The following is an 18,927-nucleotide window of genomic DNA, read 5'->3' as shown; positions in this document are numbered from 1 at the left end:
AGGTGTTGTAGGCCATCGCCAACAAGCTGTAGCCACCTACGGTGAAGATCAGGTCCATGAGTTGTTTGGTGTCGAGATGCGCTGAAAGTGCGGTCCAGGTCCGTTCGGAGATCCGTGAGGACTCGTGGAGTTCGTCGACCGCCTCGAGCACGGTGCGCTCGAAGGGATCGTCCGACTTTCCTTCCAGCGCGGCGTCGATCTCGTCCGCGGTCAGGTCGGTTTCCGCCGCCGCGATGACTCTGTGATGCTCACGCTCGTATTCACACCCGTGAAGGTGCGCGGTGCGGAGGATGATCTGCTCCCGCAGTCGCGGTGAGAGCGTCGACCGGAACAGCAGATGAACGCTGAACCCGAGGAATGCTTTCGTCAGGTCCGGATGGTTCACGAGCGTCGCCATCGCGACGCCGGCGCGTTCCGGGTTTCTCATATCCCGCGGCATGAGCCCCTTCAGGGCGGCATCGACACTGTCGTCCCATCGGTCTGCGGGCAGCGGGGGCAATAGGACCACACCCGACCTCCTCCCTCTCGGAGAATCACATTCTCATTTCTGATCGATAGGTTTCCATGCCCCGCGCCGACTGTCAAACATCCATGTTTCCGGTTCGATATGCGCAGGTGGCGACCATGCGGTGCTCTCTGGCTCGCACGCGCACCCCGCGCGAGGGATCGGAATCGGACATGGCTCCACCGCTCGGGTTTCTCGGACGCGCAGGTTGATTCTCCACATTGGAGAAGATAGTTTCCTGATATTGAACTGCTCGAACCCACACCTGTGCAGCCCGATGTCCCCACGCTGCAGTACTACGCAGCTCGTCGAGCGCAGGGTTTCGGATATTCGTGCACTCGTCGAAGCCACGCTCGGTGTCCGAGCGACCGAAAGAGAGGTACGCCGTGACCACACCTTCACCGCTCCGCCCCGGGCAGCAGCTCGCCAGCACCGACTGCTCCACGAGAGTCGTCATCGTCCGGGCGCCGTCGGAAGACGCACGCGAGATCGCCTGCGGTGGAACAGCGATGGTCCCCGCCGCTCCGGGACGCCCGTCCGGACCCGCCACGGGCACCGGAACTCTGCTCGGCAAGCGGTACGTCGACGTCGACGACACCATCGAGGTCCTCTGCACGTCTCCGGGCTCGGGTGAACTGAGTTATGCCGGGGTTCCGATGGTCGTGAAATCCGCTCAGGCACTGCCGGCGTCCGACTGACGGATCTGATCCGGCTCCGTGCGTTCGACGTGACGCTCGAACCGTTCGGGCAAATTCCCGGGAGCGGTGCACGGCCGGTGCATCGCACGAATCGCAGAAGGGCACGATGTGAGCGTCCAGCTACGCAGTCGCCGCAAGATCGGCGCAACCGAACCATTCCGAGGCTACGGAGAGTGCGCACGGCACGCCGTCTCGTGCGTCCCGTCCCACAACCGTGCAACTCGGGCGTGAGGGGGCGGTCATGGGAGGCATGAGCTTCGATCTCACCGAAGATCAAGAACTGATCCGGTCGTCGGTCGCGGAACTGACGAAGAAGTTCGACGACCAGTACTGGATGGAAAAGGACCTCGCACACGAGTTCCCGTCCGAGTTCTACAAGACGATGGCCGACGGCGGCTGGCTCGGCATCACCATGCCCGAAGAGTACGGCGGGCACGGTTACGGCATCACCGAAGCGACCCTGCTCCTGGAGGAGGTGGCTCGTTCGGGCGGCGGTATGAACGCCGCGAGCGCCATCCACCTGAACATCTTCGGTATGCAACCGGTTGTCAAGCACGGGTCCGACGAACTCAAGGCGCGGACGCTGCCCCGCATCGTGAACGGCGACCTGCACGTGTGCTTCGGTGTCACCGAGCCGGGTGCGGGCCTCGACACTTCGCGGATCACGACATTCGCCAAGCGCGTCGGTGACCACTACGTCGTCAACGGCCGCAAGGTGTGGATCTCCAAAGCGGCGGAATCCGAGAAGATTCTGCTGCTGACCCGCACACAGCGTTACGACGAGGTCGAGAAGAAGACCGACGGCATGACTCTGTTCATGACCGATCTCGATCGGAGCAAGGTCGATATCCGGCCGATTCGGAAGATGGGACGCAACGCCGTCACGTCCAACGAACTGTTCATCGACGACCTGCACATCCCGGTGGAGGACCGTGTCGGGGAAGAGGGTCAGGGCTTCCGTTATCTCCTCGACGGGCTCAATCCGGAACGCATGCTCATCGCCGCCGAAGCCCTCGGCATCGGCCGGGTCGCGCTCGACAAGGCTGTCAAGTACGGCAACGAGCGCGAGGTGTTCGGCCGGCCGATCGGCATGAACCAGGGCATCCAGTTCCCGCTTGCGGATTCGCTCGCCCACCTCGACGCAGCAGAACTGGTGCTCCGCAAGGCGACCTGGCTCTACGACAACGGGAAACCGTGCGGCCGAGAAGCGAACACGGCCAAATACCTCTGTGCCGATGCAGGTTTCACCGCCGCGGACCGGGCATTGCAGACGCACGGCGGGATGGGGTACTCGGAGGAGTACAACGTCTCGCGCTACTTCCGCGAGGCGCGCGTGATGCGCATCGCACCGATCAGCCAGGAAATGATCCTGAATTTCCTGGGCTCACACACTTTGGGATTGCCGAGGAGTTACTGATGGCGGAGAAGAACAACCTTTTCGACCTCACCGGACGGTCGGCGCTGGTCACCGGCGCGGCGGGTGGCATCGGCTCGGCCGTGGCGGAGGCGCTTGCCGCTGCAGGTGCGGCAGTTCTCGTCACCGATGTCGACGGTGATGCGGCTGCCGTTGTGGCCGAGAGGATTTCACAGAACGGTGGCAAAGCCGACAGTGCGGCGCTGGATGTGCGCGATCGGGCCGCGGCCGATGCGGCGGCGGCACGTGCTGCCGGTTTCACCGAGGGTGTTCTGCACATCCTGGTCAACAACGCCGGTGTCACCGATCCGGCCATGTTCGCGGAGACGAGCACCGAATCGTTCCAGCGCATCCACGACATCCACGTCCTCGGTGCCTTCACGTGCTCGCAGGCGGCGCTGCCGTTCCTGGCCACGGACGGCACCGGACGCATCATCAACGTCACCTCTTCCGCGGGCATAACCGGCACTCTCGGCCAGGTGAACTACTCCGCGGCGAAGGCGGGCATCATCGGGTTGACCAAGTCGCTGGCGCGTGAACTGGCGCGGAAGAACATTCTCGTCAACGCACTCGCGCCGCTCGCCGCGACGCCGATGACGGAAACGATCCGCACCAACGAGAAGTTCGCCGCGACGATGCTGAACCGAATCCCGTTGCGGCGCTGGGCCGAGCCTGCGGAGGTCGCGGGTGCATTCGTGTTCCTCGCCACGGACGCCTCCTCCTTTGTCACCGGCCAGGTGCTGCCGGTAGACGGCGGCATGGTGATGTGATGACCGACCCGACGAGTCCGGAAGGTCCGCTTTCAGGGATCACGGTCGTGACGCTCGAGCAGGCCGTGTCGGCGCCGATGTGCACTCGCACCCTCGCCGACTTCGGAGCGCGGGTCATCAAGATCGAAAATCCTCGCGGCGGTGATTTCGCCCGTGACTACGACGACGTCGTCAACGGCATGGCCGCGCACTTCGTGTGGGCGAACCGGGGCAAGGTATCCGTCACGCTCGACCTGAAGTCGGACGCCGGAATCGCCACTCTGCACACGTTGCTGGCAAGCTCCGATGTGCTGGTGTCGAACCTTGCTCCCGGGGCCACCGCGCGACTCGGTATCTCCCAGGAGGATCTGGCGGAGCGCTACCCCGACCTGATCGCCGTCGAGATCGACGGTTACGGCCCCGGTGGTCCGATGTCGCACAAGCGTGCCTACGACCTACTGGTGCAGGCAGAGTCGGGAGCGTGCGCCGTCACCGGCTACCCCGGCATGCCGGCCAAACCCGGCCCGCCCGTTGCCGACATCAGCACCGGTCTCTACGCCGCGGTGTCGATCCTCGCGCTACTGTGCGGCCGGGAACGGCATCGCGGACGGGCCGGCGCGCTGTCGTCGGTGTCCGTGAGCCTGTTCGACACCATGACCGAGATCATGGGCTACCCGCTCACCTACACCCGGTACTCGGGCGTGGATCAGCAGCCGCGCGGGATGAGTTCACCCGCGGTGTCTCCGTACGGCGCGTACCGGACGGCCGACGACCAGACCGTGGTGCTCGGTACCACCAACGACCGTGAGTGGCAGCGACTCGCCCGCGAGATCATCGGCCGGGACGATCTCGCCGACGACGAGCGTTTTCACACCAATGCCGGACGGTGTGAGCATCGTGAGGTCCTCGACGATGCGATCGCCCGGTGGTGCGCGCTGCACCCGCTCGAACACGTGCAGAAGATCGCAGACGACGCCGGCATCGGGAACGCCCGGTACAACCTGCCGAGCGAAGTACTCGTGCATCCGCAGTTGAAGGCCCGCAACAGGTGGCGGGAGGTCGATTCGCCCAACGGGCCGATCGAGGCGTTGTTGCCGCCACCGGTGATCGCGGGCTTCGACCCGCCGATGGGTGCTGTTCCGGGTCTCGGCGAACACACCGCACAGGTGCTCGCCGACGCGGGGCTCCGGCCGGAGCAGATCGAGGACCTCCGTGCCCAAGGGGCGATCGGTCCCGCGTACCGGTTCCCGGAATCGACTGTGAGGCAGAGTCGGTGACTACCGAAGACTCCCTGCTCGTCGATGATCGCGACGGTGTGCGGACACTGACACTGAATCGGCCCTCCCGGAAGAACGCACTCGACAGCGGGTTATGGGACGCGCTGCGCGACGCGCTGGATGCCGTCGGCCAGGACCCCGATGTGCGGGTGCTCGTCGTGACCGGCGCGGGCGGCGCGTTCTGTTCCGGCGCGGATCTTTCCAATCCCGGACGTGCGCATCCCGTGCGCAAGATGCGTGTCCTCACGGATATCGCGCTGCTCCTCCACGAGCTTCCGGTGCCGACCATCGCGAAGATCGACGGTGTGGCCGTCGGAGCCGGATGGAATCTCGCGTTGGGGTGCGATTTCGTCGTCGCGACGCCGCGGTCGACCTTCTCGCAGATCTTCGCACGACGCGGACTGTCTCCGGATCTCGGCGGATCCTGGTTGTTGCCGAAACTCGTCGGTTTGCAGCAGGCCAAGAGGCTGGCACTCCTGGCCGAGACGATCGACGCCGACCGGGCGCACCAGCTGAATCTGGTGACGTGGGTCGAGTCCGAGGGCACTATCGACGCGTTCGTCGACGACCTCGCGGGTCGCCTCGCAGCAGGACCGCCGGTGGCGCTCGCTCAGACCAAGGCGCTGCTGAACGAGGGAGCCGACCGCACCCTCCGCGAAGCGCTCGCGGGTGAAGCCCGTGCGCAGGCGGTCAACTTCGCAACCGCCGATGCGCCCGAGGCTTTCGCCGCGTTCGCGCAGAAGCGTGAGGCGAGGTTCACGGGCCGTTGGGTGGGAGGCGGCTCCGGAGCGGAGCCTCCGCACGCCGCGGCCGCGAAGCAACAATCGGGTACGAGTGAGAGAGAAACGAATGCGTGAAGTAGTCATCGTCGAGGCGATCCGCACGCCTGTCGGCAAACGCAACGGAGGACTGTCGGGTGTGCACCCGGTGGATCTGTCGGCGCACATCCTTCAGGCGCTCGCCGAGCGCACGGGCATCGACCCCGCGGTGATCGACGACGTGGTCTGGGGTTGCGTCTCGCAGGTGGGTGACCAGTCCAGCAATGTCGGGCGCTACTCGGTGCTTGCAGCCGGATGGCCCGAGTCGATTCCGGGCACCACCGTCAACCGCGCCTGCGGCTCGAGTCAGCAGGCACTGGACTTCGCAGCGCAGGCAGTGATGTCCGGGCAGCAGGACGTCGTTGTCGCCGGCGGCGTCGAGGTGATGAGCCGGGTGCCGCTCGGTGCGGCGCGGGGCACGGGTATGCCGTACGGCCCCAAAGCTCTCGAACGCTACGACGGGTTCCCGTTCAACCAGGGAATCTCGGCGGAGAAGATCGCGCAGAAGTGGGGTCTTTCGCGGACCCGCCTGGACGAGTATTCGGTGCTCTCGCATGAGCGCGCCGCTGCGGCGCAGGACCGCGGGGCGTTCGACGGTCAGATCGTGCCGGTCGCCACCGAGGCCGGCGCGGTGTCCGCCGACGAGGGGATCCGCCGGGGCAGCACCGTGGACAAACTCGCGGGCCTGAAGCCCGCCTTCGCCGAGGACGGCGTCATCCACGCCGGCAATTCGTCGCAGATCTCGGACGGTGCGGCTGCCCTGCTGGTGACCACTCCCGAGAAGGCACGCGAGCTGGGATTGACCCCTCTCGCCCGGTATCGCGCCGGCGCAGTCGCCGGATCGGACCCGGTTCTCATGCTGACCGGACCGATCCCCGCCACGGAGAAGGTGCTCGCCAAGGCGGGCGTCGCGCTCGGTGAAGTGGGCGTGTTCGAGGTCAACGAAGCATTCGCATCCGTGCCGCTCGCCTGGCTCGCCGAAACCGGCGCCGACATCGAGCGGGTCAACCCGCTCGGTGGGGCGATCGCACTCGGGCATCCGCTCGGCGGGTCCGGCGCGGTGCTCATGACGAGGATGATCCACCACATGCGCGATCAGGGACTGCGTTACGGCTTGCAGACGATGTGCGAGGGCGGTGGGACAGCGAACGCGACGGTCGTCGAACTGATGGACCGGTAAACCCGCCGATGTGACATGGGATAAAAAATAAACCGTCTGAGACCCTTGTCACATCGGCCCCAACCGACCTAATGTGTGTTCGGTAGGTTGGTCGACAAGGGGGAAGCGAAGCGTTGCAACACCGGGCGTACGACACACTCCTCGCCAGGGGTGAGGATCGAAGGGCGCAAATTCTCGGCGTCGCCCAACGGTTGCTGGTGAGGAACGGGTGGCGGGGCACCAGTGTTGCGCAGATCGCGCGGGAGGCAGGGTTGAGCCCGGCGGGTCTGTTGCACCACTTCGATTCGAAGACGGAGTTGTTGCACGCCGTGCTCGATGCACGGGACGCCGACGACCTTGCTCGTGTGGATCTGTCGGGAGATCTCATCGAACAGATCAGGAAGATTCCCGGTCGCTACCGGGAGTTTCCGGATCAAGTGGGGATGTACACAGTGCTCCTCATCGAGAATCTCGAATCGGATGCGCCACTGAATGATCGCCTACTCGGTCGTTATCGAGCGGCACTCGACACAGTCGAGGCCGGGATCCGGCGCGGACAACGCTCCGGACGATACCGAACGGATCTGGACCCAGCCGTCAAAGCGGTGGAGATTGTCGCTTTCCTCAACGGAATGGAAACCTCATGGCTACTCGATCGTTCGCTCCCTCTGACCGAGATTTTCGCGGACTACACACGGTCTCTCGAGCAACAGCTCACGCCCGCAAGCACATCCTGAGAAGGCGGCTGGCAGTCGTCGCGCCTCGCGTCGCCGACGCCGTGCGATACACCGGCGGCTGGCTGTACGACCAGGTCGCAGCAGGGTGGGAGGTCGTCGTCCTGGTACCGGGCAACGTGGATATCCGACCGCTCGAGATCCTCGGTGCCACCACGGTCGAACTGGAGTCGGCGCTGAAGTGTTCGCCGCACGGCCCGATGCCCGACACCGTCGCAGTGGCGGCAGACCTGTACGAGAACGATGCCCGCATCCGCCAGGGGCTGCTCGAGACCCTGGCGAAGCACCCCACCACGATCACGATGTGGGGCGAGAACGTTCCCTCCGAGCTCGACTCCCGATTCGGCTCCAAGCAGCACCGGTTGAGCAGAGCTGCAAGGGTTTTCAAGGCCCACGCCCTCCAGGCGGCGACCGATGCGCCGGTGCACGTCGGACCGACCGAGTCCTTCCGGACCGATAGCGTGGGAGCGATGCAGACAGGCACCCTAACCAGCATTCGCTGACGGCACATGCGAAACGGCCCGCCCCGCGAGGGGCGGGCCGTTTCGCACGGCGTGACCTCCAGCCGACGAAGACAATCGAGTCGCCCGCCGGACCTTGGCTCATCGGGGAATGTCGACGACCACCTTGCCGATTGCTCGCCCGTCCGCGACGTGCCGGAGTGCAAGCGCAGCATCTTCGAGTGGATACCCTGCCCCGATGTGGGGGACTGCCCGGCCGGACAGTAAGAGGTCGACGAGTTCCTCTTCGTTGCGCCGGTATTCGTCCGGGTCGAGGTCCTGGAACTGGAATCCCATGACTCGGATTCCCTTCACCAGAACGAGATTCAACGGGATCTTCGGGATCGTTCCGGATGCGTAGCCGACCGTGACGAATCGTCCACCCCGGGCGAGCGACCGCAGTGCCGGCACGGACAGGTCGCCGCCGACCGGATCGACTACGACATCCGACCCCTCGGGTAACACCGCCTTCAGCGCGGTCCGCAGATCACCTGCCCGGTGGTCGACGAGATGCTCGGCCCCGTACTTCTCGGCGATCGCGAGTTTTTCGGGCGACGACGCGACTGCCGTCACCGACGCGCCCAGTGCGACGCCGAGTTGCACTGCTGCGAGGCCGACACCGCCGCCCGCACCGAGCACGACGAGTCGGTCACCCGATCGGAGGCGGGCCACCGACCGGAGCGTGTGGTAGGCCGTGCGGTGTGCCACGCCGAAGGACGCCGCGGTGCGGTCGTCGATACCGTCGGGGACCGCTTTGAGCGATGCCGCCGACGCCACCACTTCTTCGGCGAACGCTCCCACCAGGCCGGTCCCGGTGACCCTGTCACCGATCGTGAACACACCCACGTCGCCGCATGTCTCGGTGACGACACCGGCGTACTCGCTGCCGGGAACGAACGGCGGCGGCACACTGATCTGGTACTTGTCCGCCACGAGCAGCACGTCGGGGAAGTTCACCGCGGCCGCACCCACTCGCACCCGAACCTGTCCGGGCACGAGTGACTGCGAGGGAACATCCCGTATCTCGACGATCTCCGGTGGCCCGTATTCCGGACAGACCACTGCCCGCACGGTGTTCATCGCCCCTGCCAGGCCGGCGCCCGCTTCTCCATGAATGCCGCGGCGCCTTCCTTGGCGTCGTCACTGGCGAAGACCACCGACTGCCAGTACCCGAGGCGCTCGGACGCGTACTCCGGATCGGTGGGTGACGATCGTACGAGTTCCTTGACCGCCGCCAGGCCGAGCGGTGCGTTCGCGGCGATCCGCCGCGCGTAGTCCAGGGCCGTGTTCATAACCTCGCCCGGTTCGACGACAGCGTTGACCAAACCCAGTTCGTAGCCGCGCTGCGCGGTGATCGGATCACCGGTCAGAGCGATCTCGAGGGCCGCGCCCACCGGGATGCGCGTCCCGATGGAAGTGCCGCCGCCCGCCGGAAAGAGACCTCGCTTGACCTCGGGCAGACCGAATTTCGCCTCCGACGACGCGACGATGATGTCGGCCCCGAGAAGAAGTTCGAGTCCGCCGCCGACCGCGCTGCCGTTCGCGGCACCGATAACCGGAACGCCGAGCTTTCCCTGGCCGAGCCGCGCGTAGGCGGCGGCGGCATCGTCGGTTCCGAGCCCGATGTCGTCGCCACGCGCGAATGCCCGCAAGTCCATTCCCGCACAGAACGCCCGATCACCGGTGCCGGTGAGTACGACCACCCGGATCTCCGGGTCGGTCTCGGCCTCCGCGACGGCGGCGCCGATCCCGCGGATCACCTCTCCGGTCAGTGCGTTCCGCGCCTCGGGGCGATCGATGCGCAGCACGAGAACCGACCCGTGCTGCTCACGGACCAAACCCTCCGTCACTGCGCTGGTCATCCCTTGTACTCCGTGGATTCGGCGAGGTCTGCGGCCGACTTCATCAGATTGACGATCACAGGCCCGTACGACTGCAGTTTGACGTCGTCGCCGGCGCGCTGGAAGCCCTGCTCCAGGACGATCGCCAGCTTCCACTTGGCCAGCACGAGGTAGTAGTCGAGGTCGTCGACCTGACGGCCGGAGATCTCCGAGTAGTGCTGAACGAGCTGAGAGCGGTTCGGCATTCCCCGCAGATCGACGTACGTGGCCTCGGCGGCACTCGGCGAGTTCATGTCCTCGGGCCAGTTCATGACCATCCATGCCAGGTCGAGCTTGGGATCGCCGACGGTACCCATCTCCCAGTCGACGAGGGCAGCGAGTTCGGCAGGGGCTCCATGCTTGAACATCACGTTGGCGAACTGGTAGTCGCCGTGCATGAGGCCCGGGATGTAGTCGAGCGGGCGGTGGTTCTGCAGCCACTTGGTGGCGACGTCGAGACCTTCGATCTCACGTCCCTTGATCCGTTCGAAGAACGTGGTCCAGCGGTCGACCTGACGGTCGTGGAAACCCTCGGGGCGGCCGAGATCCTGCAGGCCCTGAGCTTTCCAGTCGACCTTCGACAGCAGCGCGATGCCCTCGGCGAGCTGATACGCCAGGCCCGCGCGCGCATCGAGATCGGTGTCGAACGGTGCCGGCCACGCCTCCCGGTGATCCATCGGCGACCATCCGTCGACGTATCCCATGAGGTAGAACGACCGGCCCAGGACGGATTTGTCCTCGCAGGCCGCGACGGCTTCGGTGTGCGGGACATCGGTGCCGTCGAGGCCCTGGATGATGCGCCATTCGCGCATGATGCCCTTGTCGCGGTCGGCGGGTGCCGCAGCCGGCGGGATGCGGATGACGCTGGTGAAGTCGTCACGGGTGAGCTTGTAGATCTCGTTCTGGGTACCGCCGGACAGGTACTTGGCTTCGAGCGGAGCACCCTTGCCGGGCAGGCCCTGCTCGTCCATCCAGTCGGCGAGTCGCGAGGTGTCGATCATTGGTTCCCCACTTCGAGTTCGAGGTAGTCGGCGAGTTTCGCCCGGGCGGCTTCTTGCTTCTGCGGGATCCATTCCGTCGGCCACATGCCGTCGGTGGGCTCGTAATCGCGGAGGACCTGCTTGGCGACCGTGGTCTTGTGCACCTCGGTCGGCCCGTCGGCCAGGCCCATCACGGCGGCGCCGTGGATCATCCTGAAGAACGGCATTTCGTTGGTGACACCGAGCGCGCCGTGCACCTGCATTGCGCGCCAGGCGATGTCGTGCAGGACGGTCGGCATCACGATTTTCGCGGTGGCGATGTCCTTTCGGACCTTCTTGTAGTCGTTGTACTTGTCGATCTTCCAGGCCGTGTTCAGCACGAACAGCCGGAACTGGGCGAGCTGCGCGTACGAGTCGGCGATGTAGCCCTGCACGGTCTGCTTGTCGGCGAGCCGGCTGCCTGCGGTCTCGCGGCTCAGGACGCGCTCGCACATCATGTCGACGGCCTTCTGCGCGAGGCCGATCGTCCGCATCGCGTGGTGGATCCGGCCGCCGCCGAGGCGTGTCTGGGCTGCTGCAAAGGCCTGGCCCTCGGCACCGAGGAGTGCCTCGTGTGGCACGCGGACGTTGTTGTAGTGGATGAGTGCGTGGGTGCCGTCGTTCATCGGTTCGCCGTACAGGCCGACGTTCCGGACGATCTCGACTCCCGGGGTGTCGGTGGGGACGAGGAACATGGACGTTCCCTTGTGCACCGGCACGTCGGGGTCGGTCACGACCATCACGATGAGGAACGCTGCGGTCCGCGCGTTGGAGGAGAAGTACTTCCAGCCGTTGATGACCCAGTCGTTGCCGTCCTTGACCGCTCGGGTCCGGAACTGCGCGGGGTCGGCACCGCCCTGAGGTTCGGTCATCGAGTACGAGGAGAACATCTCACCGTCCAGCAGGGGCTGCAGGTAGCGCGCCTTCTGCTCGGGGGTGCCGTAGTGGGCGATGATCTCGGCGTTACCGGTGTCCGGGGCCTGGCATCCGAACACGATCGGCGCCCAGGAGGATCGACCGAGGATTTCGTTGAGCAACGCGAGCTTGAGCTGGCCGTAGCCCTGGCCGCCGAGTTCGGGGCCGAGATGCGTGGCCCAGAGCCCTTGCTGCCGAACCTGTTCCTTGAGGGGGTCGATGGCCTTGCGCCGGAGCCCGTCGAGCGGCACGAACTGCTGGTGTTCCCACACCAGGTCGAGTGGCTCTACCTCGTTACGCACGAATGTGTCGGCCCAGTCCAGTTTTTCCTGGTACTCGGGATCGGTTTCGAAGTCCCACGACATTGTGCCTCCTCTCCAACTGTGAGAATATCTTTCTCGCAACTCAGAATAGGATTCTTACACGGGTTGCGGTCGATGCGAAACCCCTACGTTCGGAGGCGGTAGTGAAGGCAGAGGATCTGTTCCATTTCGGGATGGTCACCGACGATCCGAGCGCGGTGCGGGACGAGTTGTCGAACCTCCTCGGATACAGCTGGGGCCCCGAAGTGGGTGGCCCCGTTTCTGTTGCCCTCCCGAGCGGTGACGCCGTGGTGACACTCCAATGTTCCTATTCTGTGACGACACCGCGCATCGAAGTGGTCACGAGCGTTCCCGGAACGATGTGGCAGGCGACCTCGGGGGTGCATCACCTCGGATACTGGTCCGACGACGTGGACGCGGATGTTGCAGATCTCGAACGTCGGGGTTACACCGTCGAAGCGACCCGTGCCGCGCCCGACGGCGGGTTGTTCTTCGCGTTCGCACGCAGCCGCACCGGACTGCTTGTCGAACTTGTCACGCGCGCAGCAGAACCCGGATTGTCCGGCTGCTGGGCAGTACAACGCTGAATGCCACGAACTAACCGGCGACACCCCAGGGGGACCGAGATGACAACTGTAGGAATCGCGACCGGCGCCGGCCGCGGCATGGGATACGCCTGCGCGCAGCGAATGGTCGGTACGGTCGACACGTTGCTGCTCGTCGACCTCGACGAGGCGACGGTGCGCGCGGCGGCCGAGGAACTGTCGACCGACGGCACGCGCGTCGAACCCTTCGTCCTCGATGTCACCGATACCGACGGTCTCGCGGCACTCGCCGGCCGTGTCGCCGAGTTGGGCACCCTGCGATCTGTCGCCCACGCCGCGGGCATTTCGCCCACGATGGCCGACTGGCGTCGTATCTTCTCGGTCGACCTCGTCGGAACGGCTCTGCTCGCGGAGGCACTGAGGCCGCTCGCCGTCGCCGGCACCGCATCGGTGTACTTCGCCTCGATGGCGCCGACCATCGGGCAGATCCACGCATCCCCGGAGGTCGCCGCCGTTCTTTCGGATCCGCTCGCCGAAGACTTCCTCGAGCGCGTGCGCGAAACGCTGGGAGACGCGATCGAGCACACGGGAGTCGCGTACGCGTGGGCGAAGTACGGTGTGCAGCAGTTCGCACGGGACGAAGCGGTTCGCCTCGGTGCCGTGGGAGCGCGGGCGTGCTCGGTGTCGCCGGGCATGATCGACACCCCTCAGGGTCGCCAGGAGGCGGCGCACAACGAGCGGATGGGCGCGATGGTGGCGATGACACCACTCGGCCGTACCGGACGGGCGGAAGAACTCGCCGCGGTCGTCGCGTTCCTGCTCTCCGATGAGGCAGGATTCGTCAATGGCACGGACGTACTCGTCGACGGCGGGGTGTGCGCTGCGAGCAGTGTGCGATCACGAGCGGATACACGAGCGAGCCGATGAGGGTCGGTCTCCACTACGGCGGAACCGACACATCGATGCCGCTCGTGGACCTCGCGCGTGCCGCGGAAGAACGAGAGTTCGAATCGTTGTTCGTCCCCGAGCATTCACACATACCGACCGCGCGGAAGACGCCCTTCCCGGGCGGCGGGGAGATGCCCGAGCGGTATCTCCGATTGTGGGATCCCCTCGTCGGGTTGTCCTTCGTCGCCGCGTCGACGAATCTCGTGGTCGGGACGTGCACGGCCCTTCCCGGCGGACACGACCCTATTTCGTATGCGAAGGCCGTGGCGACCCTCGATGTCATGTCGGGTGGACGACTGGTGCTCGGAGTGGGATTCGGCTGGAACAACGACGAGTTCGAAGACCACGGGTTCGATGCCCGCGACAAGTATGCGGTCGTCGAGGAGAAGATCGCCCTCATGAAGGCACTGTGGACCGAGGAGGACGCGGCCTACGAGGGAACCTACGTCCGTCTCTCTCCCAGCCGGGTTCGTCCGAAACCGTTGCAGCGCCCGTATCCTCCGCTTCTGCTGGGCGTGCGCCCCGGCCGCATCGGTTTCCGCAGGGTGGCGAAATGGGCAGACGGATGGATCCCTATGGGTCACAACGTGGTCGACACGCTCGAGGATGATCTGAAGGAACTCCGCGTGGAATGGGAGCGAGTGGGTCGCGACCCTGCGGGTATCCGCGTCACGGTCCTGCAGGCACTTCGTCCCGGCCTCGGCGACGTGCTCGACAGATTTCGGGAGATGCCGGTCGACCGCGTCATCGTCGATATTCCCACCGAGAGCGGTGACGTGCTGCTTCCGGTCCTCGACGAGATCGCAGCACAGGCATTCTGACGCGACTCTCGCCCCGAGCGGGCAGGGTCGCTGCGAGGGTCACGTCGGTCGAAGGCCGCGCAGGAACAGCTTCACGGCGGCCCGAATGCGATTGTCGGACTCGACGGTGTCGCGGACGATGCCGAACGACGCGAGCCGCGCCGGCGCACTCGAGGCCATGCCGAGAAACAACTCGGCGAGCATCTCCGGATCGTCGGCGACGATTGCGCCGCTCGCGGCGTGGTGCCGGAGCAGGTCGGCCACGAGCTGGGTGCGGGGCCACGCACCGCGTCCGTACGTCCGTCGCGCGATCTCGGGATAGCTCGAAGCGTGCGCGATCGCGACCTGTTCGAGCCGGATCATCGAGGGGTCGAGTGCGCGTCGTAGTGCGGCGGTGGCGATCTCGATCAGCGCACCCTCGAGGTCGTCGAATTCCGGTGCGGGCAGCTCCGGGAAGGGCCAGTCGGTTCGCTGCACCGCCCAGCCCATCACCGCCCTGAACACTGCCTCCTTGGTCGGGAACCGCGCGTAGAGGGACGGTTTCGTGGTGCCTGCCGCCGCGGCGATGCCGTTCATGGACGTTCCTTCGTAGCCGTGCTCGAGGAACAGTTCGAGTGCGCTTTCCCGGATCCGGCGATCGAGTTCGGTGGCTTGTTCGGCGGTCGGTCGTCCACCTTTGTTTCGTTTCGTGCCTGCACCGGGTGCCGGGGAGCTCGTCATATCCGTCAGTGTGCCAAAGCGATCCGGGCATAGACAGAAAACTTGACCCGTGGGTATGGTTATTCAAGAATCGCATACCGCCGGAGGGGATATGTCGCTAACTCGAAACAAGAATGACGTAATCAGCGCACTCGACGCCAGGTTCCAGGAACGGCGCCATCAGGTCCCCGTGCTGCGGCAACGCGCAGAGGCCGAAGGCATCACCGAGATCAGATCCCGCGAGGACATGGTCCCGTTGCTGTTCCCCCACACGACCTACAAGAGCTACCCGGAATCGCTCATCGCCAAGGGCCGCTGGTCGAGCATGAACCGCTGGATCGATTCGGTGTCGACGCACCGGGTCACCGACGTCGACGTCTCGGGCGTCACCGACGTCGACGAGTGGATCGAAGCACTCGAGGCGGCGGGGCATCTCGTCTCGAGTTCGAGCGGCACGAGCGGTAAGGGGTCCTTCCTCAACAAGTCGGTTCGCGACCGGGAAGCGAACATGCAGAACATGATCGACGGGCTCACCGAACTCGGAATGCCGCCGGAACGTCGCTGGCACGTCATCCCCGTCGGGCCCGACACCGGGCAGAGCGCGCATGTCGCCATGCGCGACCTGATCATCGACAACTACCGGCGCCCCGACGGCATCCCGCTGTTCGAGGGCAACCCGCCCGTAGGGCACCACCGGTACATGGCCCGGTTACAGGCCATGCGACGAGCCATGGCCGACGGAACCGCAGCGCCGGACGAAGTGTCCGCCTTCGAAGCCGAGGCGCAGGGGCGCGCGGCAGAACAGGAGCGGCGCCTGCACCACTGGGCCGACCACATTCTTGCGCGGCCCACTGAGCCGATCTTCTTCAACGCCCAGTTCACGCAACTGTTCCGGCTGGTGGAAATCCTGCGGGAGAAGGGTGCCCGAGAGGGAACCATTTCGGGCGGCAACGCATTGACGGTCGGCGGCGGACTGAAGGGCAGTACGCTGCCGGCCGATTATCAGGAACAGATCTTCGCAATGCTCGACATCGCGCCCGAGCGGTTCTTCCACTACTACTCCATGCAGGAACTCAACCTCCGCATGCCCAGATGCCTCGGCGGGCGCTATCACGTACCCGACGAGATCGTGCTCTTCGTCCTCGACAAGGACGGCGAAAAGCTTGCGGACGTGGTGGACGGAAGAATCGAGGGCCGTGCGGCCTTCTTCGACCTGACCGTCGACGGTCGGTGGGGCGGCACGATCTCCGGGGACCGCATCGTCGTCGAACTCGACGGGTGCCCGTGCGGACGCTCCGGCGAGACGATCCTTCCCGATATCGCGCGCTACTCCGACCTGGGCAACGACGACAAGATCACGTGCGCCGGAACCATGGATGCGTACGTCCGCGGCTTCATCGAGGAATGAGACGACCATGACCACAACCGCTTCCGCGCCGCGCGCGGCCAAGATACGGGTGCCGCACTTCGTTCGCGGCCAACTGATCTGGGGGGAGGACAGCGAATACCTCTCCCGCGACTTCGGTGTGCCGTTCGTGACCCCGCGCCTCGAGTACAACGGATTGTTCGCGCCGCGCTCGGAGCCCGGGCCCGCTTTCGACGTGCCGGTCGCGGAGATCATCGATTTCCTGGTGGAAACCGCGCACTACCTGACCCTCGAGAAGAACGAATATCTCCAGGAATCCCTAGAGATGACGGTTCAGGTCAGCGCCCTTCCCCGTCGGATCATCGAGAACACCTTCGCTCGCCCCGGACAGTTCCTGACCAGGCAGGCCCTCGAATACCGGCTCGAACGCACCTTCGGAAGCCTCGACGTCCTCGACGGCTGGATCGAACGGACCGACCCGAACGGCAGCGTGAGCCGGGTACGCGCTTTCCCGCCACGGCTCGTCCACATGATGGCCGGCAACTCCCCGAGCGCTGCGATGACCACGATCGCGGATGCCGCCCTCACCAAAGGGGTCAACCTCTTCAAGATGCCGTCGGCCGATCCGTTCACCACCGTCGCCGTGCTGCGCACGATGGCGGACATCGCGCCCGATCATCCGGTGCTCCGATCGATCTCCGCGGTCTACTGGCGGGGCGGAGACGAAAAGGTCGAGAACGTTCTCTACCGCTCGCAGTACTTCGACAAGCTGGTCGCGTGGGGCGGTGGTTCGGCCATCGAGAATGCCGCGAAGTATGCGGGGCCGGGTTTCCAGCTGATCTCGTTCGACCCCAAGGTGTCCATGTCGATCATCGGCCGCGAGGCATTCGAATCCGACGAGACGTTGCGCGAGGTTGCCGAACTGGCGGCCCTCGACGCCACCATCTTCAACCAGGACGCGTGCCTGGCGGCCCGGCACATCTGCGTCGAAGGAGACGAAGAACAAGTCGACCGCTTCTGTGCGCTGTTGCACGAGCGTCTGGGGGTGGACCGCGACTTCGCGGAGGCTTTCGGGCCGAAGCCCGGCGCCGAGATCCGCGAAGCCGTCGAAGGCATGCGCTTCCTCGAACCCGAATACCGCGTGTGGGGCACGTTCGACGGCAGCGGTCTTGTGGTGCGGTCACCGGAGATGGTCGATTTCCATCCGACCAACAAGACCGTCAACGTCATTCCCGTCGCGCAGATGCGTGAGGCAGCGTCCTACGCCACGGTGGCTACCCAGACCGTCGGTGTCTATCCGGCGGCGCGGAAGGCCGAGATACGGGATCTGCTCGCCACGGCCGGCGTCCAGCGGATCGTGCGACTCGGCAGTGCCCTCAAGGGCAGCATGGGTGGCCCGCACGACGGCATGTACCCGCTGCACCGCTTCGTCAACTGGGTGGTGGACGACGATGCGTGAGCACGGTGCGACCGGAATGGCGCAGCGGGTCCTCGGGAAGTCCGGCATCCGCGTGAGCGAGCTGTGTCTGGGCACCATGACCTTCGGAACGGAGTGGGGATTCGGAGCCGACGAGGCGACCTCCCGCGCCATCTACGACGAGTACCGGGCAGCCGGGGGCAACTTCGTCGACACCGCGAACAACTACACCAACGGTGCGAGCGAAGAGTTCCTCGGCCGGCTGATCGCGTCGGAGCGTGACGCGGTGGTGGTAAGCACGAAGTACACCCTGCCGACCGACCCCCGCGACGCGAATTCCGGGGGAAGCAACCGGAAGAGCCTGCGCCGCAGTGTGGAGACGAGCCTGAAGCGGCTCGGCACCGACTACCTCGATCTGCTGTGGGTTCACGCGTGGGATCGGTGCACGCCCGCAGAGGAGACGCTGCGCGCACTCGACGATCTGGTGCGGTCGGGAAAGGTGCTCGCACTCGGGGTGTCCAACACGCCAGCATGGGTCGTCTCCCGGTCGGACGCCATCGCCGAACTGCGGGGCTGGACCTCGTTCTGCGCGCTGCAGGTCGAGTACTCGCTCGTCGCGCGCACTCCGGAGCGCGACCTGCTGCCGATGGCGGACGAACTCGGGCTCTCGGTGAGCGCCTGGAGCCCGCTCGCCCGTGGGCTCCTTGCCCGCGACCACTCCGAAGAAAGCTTCGCCCGGTTGCCGGGCCGGGCGCGAACCGTGATCGACACGACGCGGACGATTGCGGAGGAACTAGGTACCTCGCCCGCCCAGGTGGCGCTCGCGTGGGTGATGCACCGCGGCCCGATGGTGTCGATCGGCGCTCGAACCGTTGCGCAACTGCGCGACAATCTCGGTGCCACCACCGTGACGCTGAGCGACGAACAGGTCGCACAACTCGAGAATGCGTCGCGCATCTCGCTGGGTTACCCCCACGAGTTCCTCCACGAGCGTCGTGCGTTGCTGTCGCCGAATGCCTTGCCGCCGTTAGGTGCAACGAGGCAAGATGCGGGGGTCTCTGTGCGCGGGCGGCACCACGATGCCCACCCGGACGGGCAGACGGCGTCGGCGGCACGGTAGCCGCGGCACACGAGCACCTGCGTGCTCTTCGACCATTTCGG

Annotated in this window: 20 protein-coding genes; 14 read left to right on the top strand and 6 right to left on the bottom strand. The window is 65.7% G+C overall.

All coding sequences use genetic code 11. The features are described from left to right. Positions 1–508, bottom strand: a 508-nt coding sequence (locus RDCOP1_RS18500; RefSeq protein WP_072703891.1) for a carboxymuconolactone decarboxylase family protein, incomplete at its 3' end; no start/stop codon positions are given. A gap of 383 nt (positions 509–891) precedes the next feature. Between RDCOP1_RS18500 and RDCOP1_RS18495 the strand changes: the two genes are divergently transcribed. The 8 genes from RDCOP1_RS18495 to RDCOP1_RS18460 all read left to right on the top strand — a co-directional run bounded on the left by RDCOP1_RS18495 (position 892) and on the right by RDCOP1_RS18460 (position 7,857). Beyond that, a complete protein-coding gene (locus RDCOP1_RS18495) occupies positions 892–1,203 on the top strand; it encodes a hypothetical protein (RefSeq protein ID WP_072703888.1) in 312 nt (103 codons plus the stop codon). Between the two features lie 250 nt (positions 1,204–1,453). Further along, positions 1,454–2,620 carry an acyl-CoA dehydrogenase family protein gene (locus tag RDCOP1_RS18490; RefSeq protein WP_072703885.1) on the top strand — a complete coding sequence of 389 codons (1,167 nt, stop codon included), beginning with the start codon at positions 1,454–1,456 and terminating at the stop codon, positions 2,618–2,620. Beyond that, a complete protein-coding gene (locus RDCOP1_RS18485) occupies positions 2,620–3,387 on the top strand; it encodes an SDR family NAD(P)-dependent oxidoreductase (protein ID WP_072703699.1) in 768 nt (255 codons plus the stop codon). The genes RDCOP1_RS18490 and RDCOP1_RS18485 overlap by 1 nt, the downstream gene beginning before the upstream one ends. Next, the gene (locus RDCOP1_RS18480; protein ID WP_072703696.1) at positions 3,387–4,643 is read left to right on the top strand and encodes a CaiB/BaiF CoA transferase family protein; all 1,257 of its coding nucleotides are present in this window, start codon (positions 3,387–3,389) and stop codon (positions 4,641–4,643) included. The genes RDCOP1_RS18485 and RDCOP1_RS18480 overlap by 1 nt, the downstream gene beginning before the upstream one ends. After that, positions 4,640–5,500 (top strand): enoyl-CoA hydratase/isomerase family protein, encoded by an 861-nt coding sequence (locus tag RDCOP1_RS18475; protein WP_084722693.1) that lies wholly within the window; start codon positions 4,640–4,642, stop codon positions 5,498–5,500. Before RDCOP1_RS18480 ends, RDCOP1_RS18475 begins: the two co-directional genes overlap by 4 nt. Continuing rightward, positions 5,493–6,641, top strand: coding sequence for a thiolase family protein (locus tag RDCOP1_RS18470; protein ID WP_072703693.1), 1,149 nt, complete (start codon positions 5,493–5,495; stop codon positions 6,639–6,641). The genes RDCOP1_RS18475 and RDCOP1_RS18470 overlap by 8 nt, the downstream gene beginning before the upstream one ends. Before the next feature lie 113 nt (positions 6,642–6,754). Next, positions 6,755–7,357 carry a TetR/AcrR family transcriptional regulator gene (locus RDCOP1_RS18465; RefSeq protein ID WP_072703690.1) on the top strand — a complete coding sequence of 201 codons (603 nt, stop codon included), beginning with the start codon at positions 6,755–6,757 and terminating at the stop codon, positions 7,355–7,357. A gap of 41 nt (positions 7,358–7,398) precedes the next feature. Then, positions 7,399–7,857 carry a hypothetical protein gene (locus tag RDCOP1_RS18460; RefSeq protein WP_231922877.1) on the top strand — a complete coding sequence of 153 codons (459 nt, stop codon included), beginning with the start codon at positions 7,399–7,401 and terminating at the stop codon, positions 7,855–7,857. A gap of 99 nt (positions 7,858–7,956) precedes the next feature. On the opposite strand, the gene RDCOP1_RS18455 is transcribed toward RDCOP1_RS18460, so the two are convergent. From RDCOP1_RS18455 to RDCOP1_RS18440, 4 genes are read right to left on the bottom strand one after another with little or no spacing between them, the layout of a single operon-like run. Beyond that, positions 7,957–8,925, bottom strand: a complete 969-nt coding sequence (locus tag RDCOP1_RS18455; protein ID WP_072703879.1) for an NADPH:quinone oxidoreductase family protein — start codon at positions 8,923–8,925, stop codon at positions 7,957–7,959. Between the two features lie 5 nt (positions 8,926–8,930). Further along, positions 8,931–9,716, bottom strand: coding sequence for an enoyl-CoA hydratase-related protein (locus tag RDCOP1_RS18450; RefSeq protein ID WP_072703687.1), 786 nt, complete (start codon positions 9,714–9,716; stop codon positions 8,931–8,933). After that, on the bottom strand, positions 9,713–10,735 hold the full coding sequence (locus tag RDCOP1_RS18445) for a phosphotransferase family protein (protein WP_072703684.1): 1,023 nt from the start codon (positions 10,733–10,735) through the stop codon (positions 9,713–9,715). The genes RDCOP1_RS18450 and RDCOP1_RS18445 overlap by 4 nt, the downstream gene beginning before the upstream one ends. Continuing rightward, the gene (locus RDCOP1_RS18440) at positions 10,732–12,033 is read right to left on the bottom strand and encodes an acyl-CoA dehydrogenase family protein (protein ID WP_072703681.1); all 1,302 of its coding nucleotides are present in this window, start codon (positions 12,031–12,033) and stop codon (positions 10,732–10,734) included. Before RDCOP1_RS18440 ends, RDCOP1_RS18445 begins: the two co-directional genes overlap by 4 nt. Positions 12,034–12,134: 101 nt before the next feature. On the opposite strand from RDCOP1_RS18440, the gene RDCOP1_RS18435 reads away from it, so the two are divergent. Genes RDCOP1_RS18435 through RDCOP1_RS18425 form a run of 3 tightly spaced genes read left to right on the top strand, consistent with a single transcriptional unit; the run spans position 12,135 to position 14,305 of the window. Continuing rightward, complete coding sequence (locus RDCOP1_RS18435) at positions 12,135–12,578, top strand: VOC family protein (RefSeq protein WP_072703678.1); 444 nt, start codon at positions 12,135–12,137, stop codon at positions 12,576–12,578. 39 nt (positions 12,579–12,617) lie between these two features. Next, positions 12,618–13,463 carry an SDR family oxidoreductase gene (locus RDCOP1_RS18430; RefSeq protein ID WP_072703675.1) on the top strand — a complete coding sequence of 282 codons (846 nt, stop codon included), beginning with the start codon at positions 12,618–12,620 and terminating at the stop codon, positions 13,461–13,463. Next, on the top strand, positions 13,460–14,305 hold the full coding sequence (locus RDCOP1_RS18425; RefSeq protein WP_072703673.1) for a TIGR03619 family F420-dependent LLM class oxidoreductase: 846 nt from the start codon (positions 13,460–13,462) through the stop codon (positions 14,303–14,305). Before RDCOP1_RS18430 ends, RDCOP1_RS18425 begins: the two co-directional genes overlap by 4 nt. Before the next feature lie 39 nt (positions 14,306–14,344). Here RDCOP1_RS18425 and RDCOP1_RS18420 read toward each other — a convergent pair whose 3' ends face one another. Further along, positions 14,345–15,004 carry a TetR/AcrR family transcriptional regulator gene (locus tag RDCOP1_RS18420; RefSeq protein WP_072703670.1) on the bottom strand — a complete coding sequence of 220 codons (660 nt, stop codon included), beginning with the start codon at positions 15,002–15,004 and terminating at the stop codon, positions 14,345–14,347. A gap of 91 nt (positions 15,005–15,095) precedes the next feature. On the opposite strand from RDCOP1_RS18420, the gene RDCOP1_RS18415 reads away from it, so the two are divergent. The 3 genes from RDCOP1_RS18415 to RDCOP1_RS18405 are packed head-to-tail and all read left to right on the top strand — an operon-like array spanning position 15,096 to position 18,886. After that, a complete protein-coding gene (locus tag RDCOP1_RS18415) occupies positions 15,096–16,391 on the top strand; it encodes a hypothetical protein (RefSeq protein WP_072703668.1) in 1,296 nt (431 codons plus the stop codon). A gap of 7 nt (positions 16,392–16,398) precedes the next feature. After that, positions 16,399–17,808 carry an acyl-CoA reductase gene (locus RDCOP1_RS18410; protein WP_072703665.1) on the top strand — a complete coding sequence of 470 codons (1,410 nt, stop codon included), beginning with the start codon at positions 16,399–16,401 and terminating at the stop codon, positions 17,806–17,808. Then, complete coding sequence (locus RDCOP1_RS18405; protein WP_231922878.1) at positions 17,801–18,886, top strand: aldo/keto reductase; 1,086 nt, start codon at positions 17,801–17,803, stop codon at positions 18,884–18,886. The genes RDCOP1_RS18410 and RDCOP1_RS18405 overlap by 8 nt, the downstream gene beginning before the upstream one ends. Positions 18,887–18,927 lie beyond the last annotated feature (41 nt).

This window comes from Rhodococcus coprophilus NBRC 100603 (assembly GCF_001895045.1).
GTDB lineage: Bacteria > Actinomycetota > Actinomycetes > Mycobacteriales > Mycobacteriaceae > Rhodococcus > Rhodococcus coprophilus.
This window is presented reverse-complemented; position numbering and strand designations above follow the sequence as displayed.

Excerpts from the sequence above, each read along its gene's own strand:
- RDCOP1_RS18405 (WP_231922878.1), top strand. The coding sequence starts at position 17,801 with ATGCGTGAGCACGGTGCGACCGGAATGGCGCAGCGGGTCCTCGGGAAG.
- RDCOP1_RS18470 (WP_072703693.1), top strand. The coding sequence starts at position 5,493 with ATGCGTGAAGTAGTCATCGTCGAGGCGATCCGCACGCCTGTCGGCAAA.
- RDCOP1_RS18485 (WP_072703699.1), top strand. The coding sequence starts at position 2,620 with ATGGCGGAGAAGAACAACCTTTTCGACCTCACCGGACGGTCGGCGCTG.
- RDCOP1_RS18490 (WP_072703885.1), top strand. The coding sequence starts at position 1,454 with ATGAGCTTCGATCTCACCGAAGATCAAGAACTGATCCGGTCGTCGGTC.
- RDCOP1_RS18425 (WP_072703673.1), top strand. The coding sequence starts at position 13,460 with ATGAGGGTCGGTCTCCACTACGGCGGAACCGACACATCGATGCCGCTC.
- RDCOP1_RS18430 (WP_072703675.1), top strand. The coding sequence starts at position 12,618 with ATGACAACTGTAGGAATCGCGACCGGCGCCGGCCGCGGCATGGGATAC.
- RDCOP1_RS18410 (WP_072703665.1), top strand. The coding sequence starts at position 16,399 with ATGACCACAACCGCTTCCGCGCCGCGCGCGGCCAAGATACGGGTGCCG.
- RDCOP1_RS18450 (WP_072703687.1), bottom strand. The coding sequence starts at position 9,716 with ATGACCAGCGCAGTGACGGAGGGTTTGGTCCGTGAGCAGCACGGGTCG.
- RDCOP1_RS18480 (WP_072703696.1), top strand. The coding sequence starts at position 3,387 with ATGACCGACCCGACGAGTCCGGAAGGTCCGCTTTCAGGGATCACGGTC.
- RDCOP1_RS18445 (WP_072703684.1), bottom strand. The coding sequence starts at position 10,735 with ATGATCGACACCTCGCGACTCGCCGACTGGATGGACGAGCAGGGCCTG.
- RDCOP1_RS18420 (WP_072703670.1), bottom strand. The coding sequence starts at position 15,004 with ATGACGAGCTCCCCGGCACCCGGTGCAGGCACGAAACGAAACAAAGGT.
- RDCOP1_RS18440 (WP_072703681.1), bottom strand. The coding sequence starts at position 12,033 with ATGTCGTGGGACTTCGAAACCGATCCCGAGTACCAGGAAAAACTGGAC.
- RDCOP1_RS18415 (WP_072703668.1), top strand. The coding sequence starts at position 15,096 with ATGTCGCTAACTCGAAACAAGAATGACGTAATCAGCGCACTCGACGCC.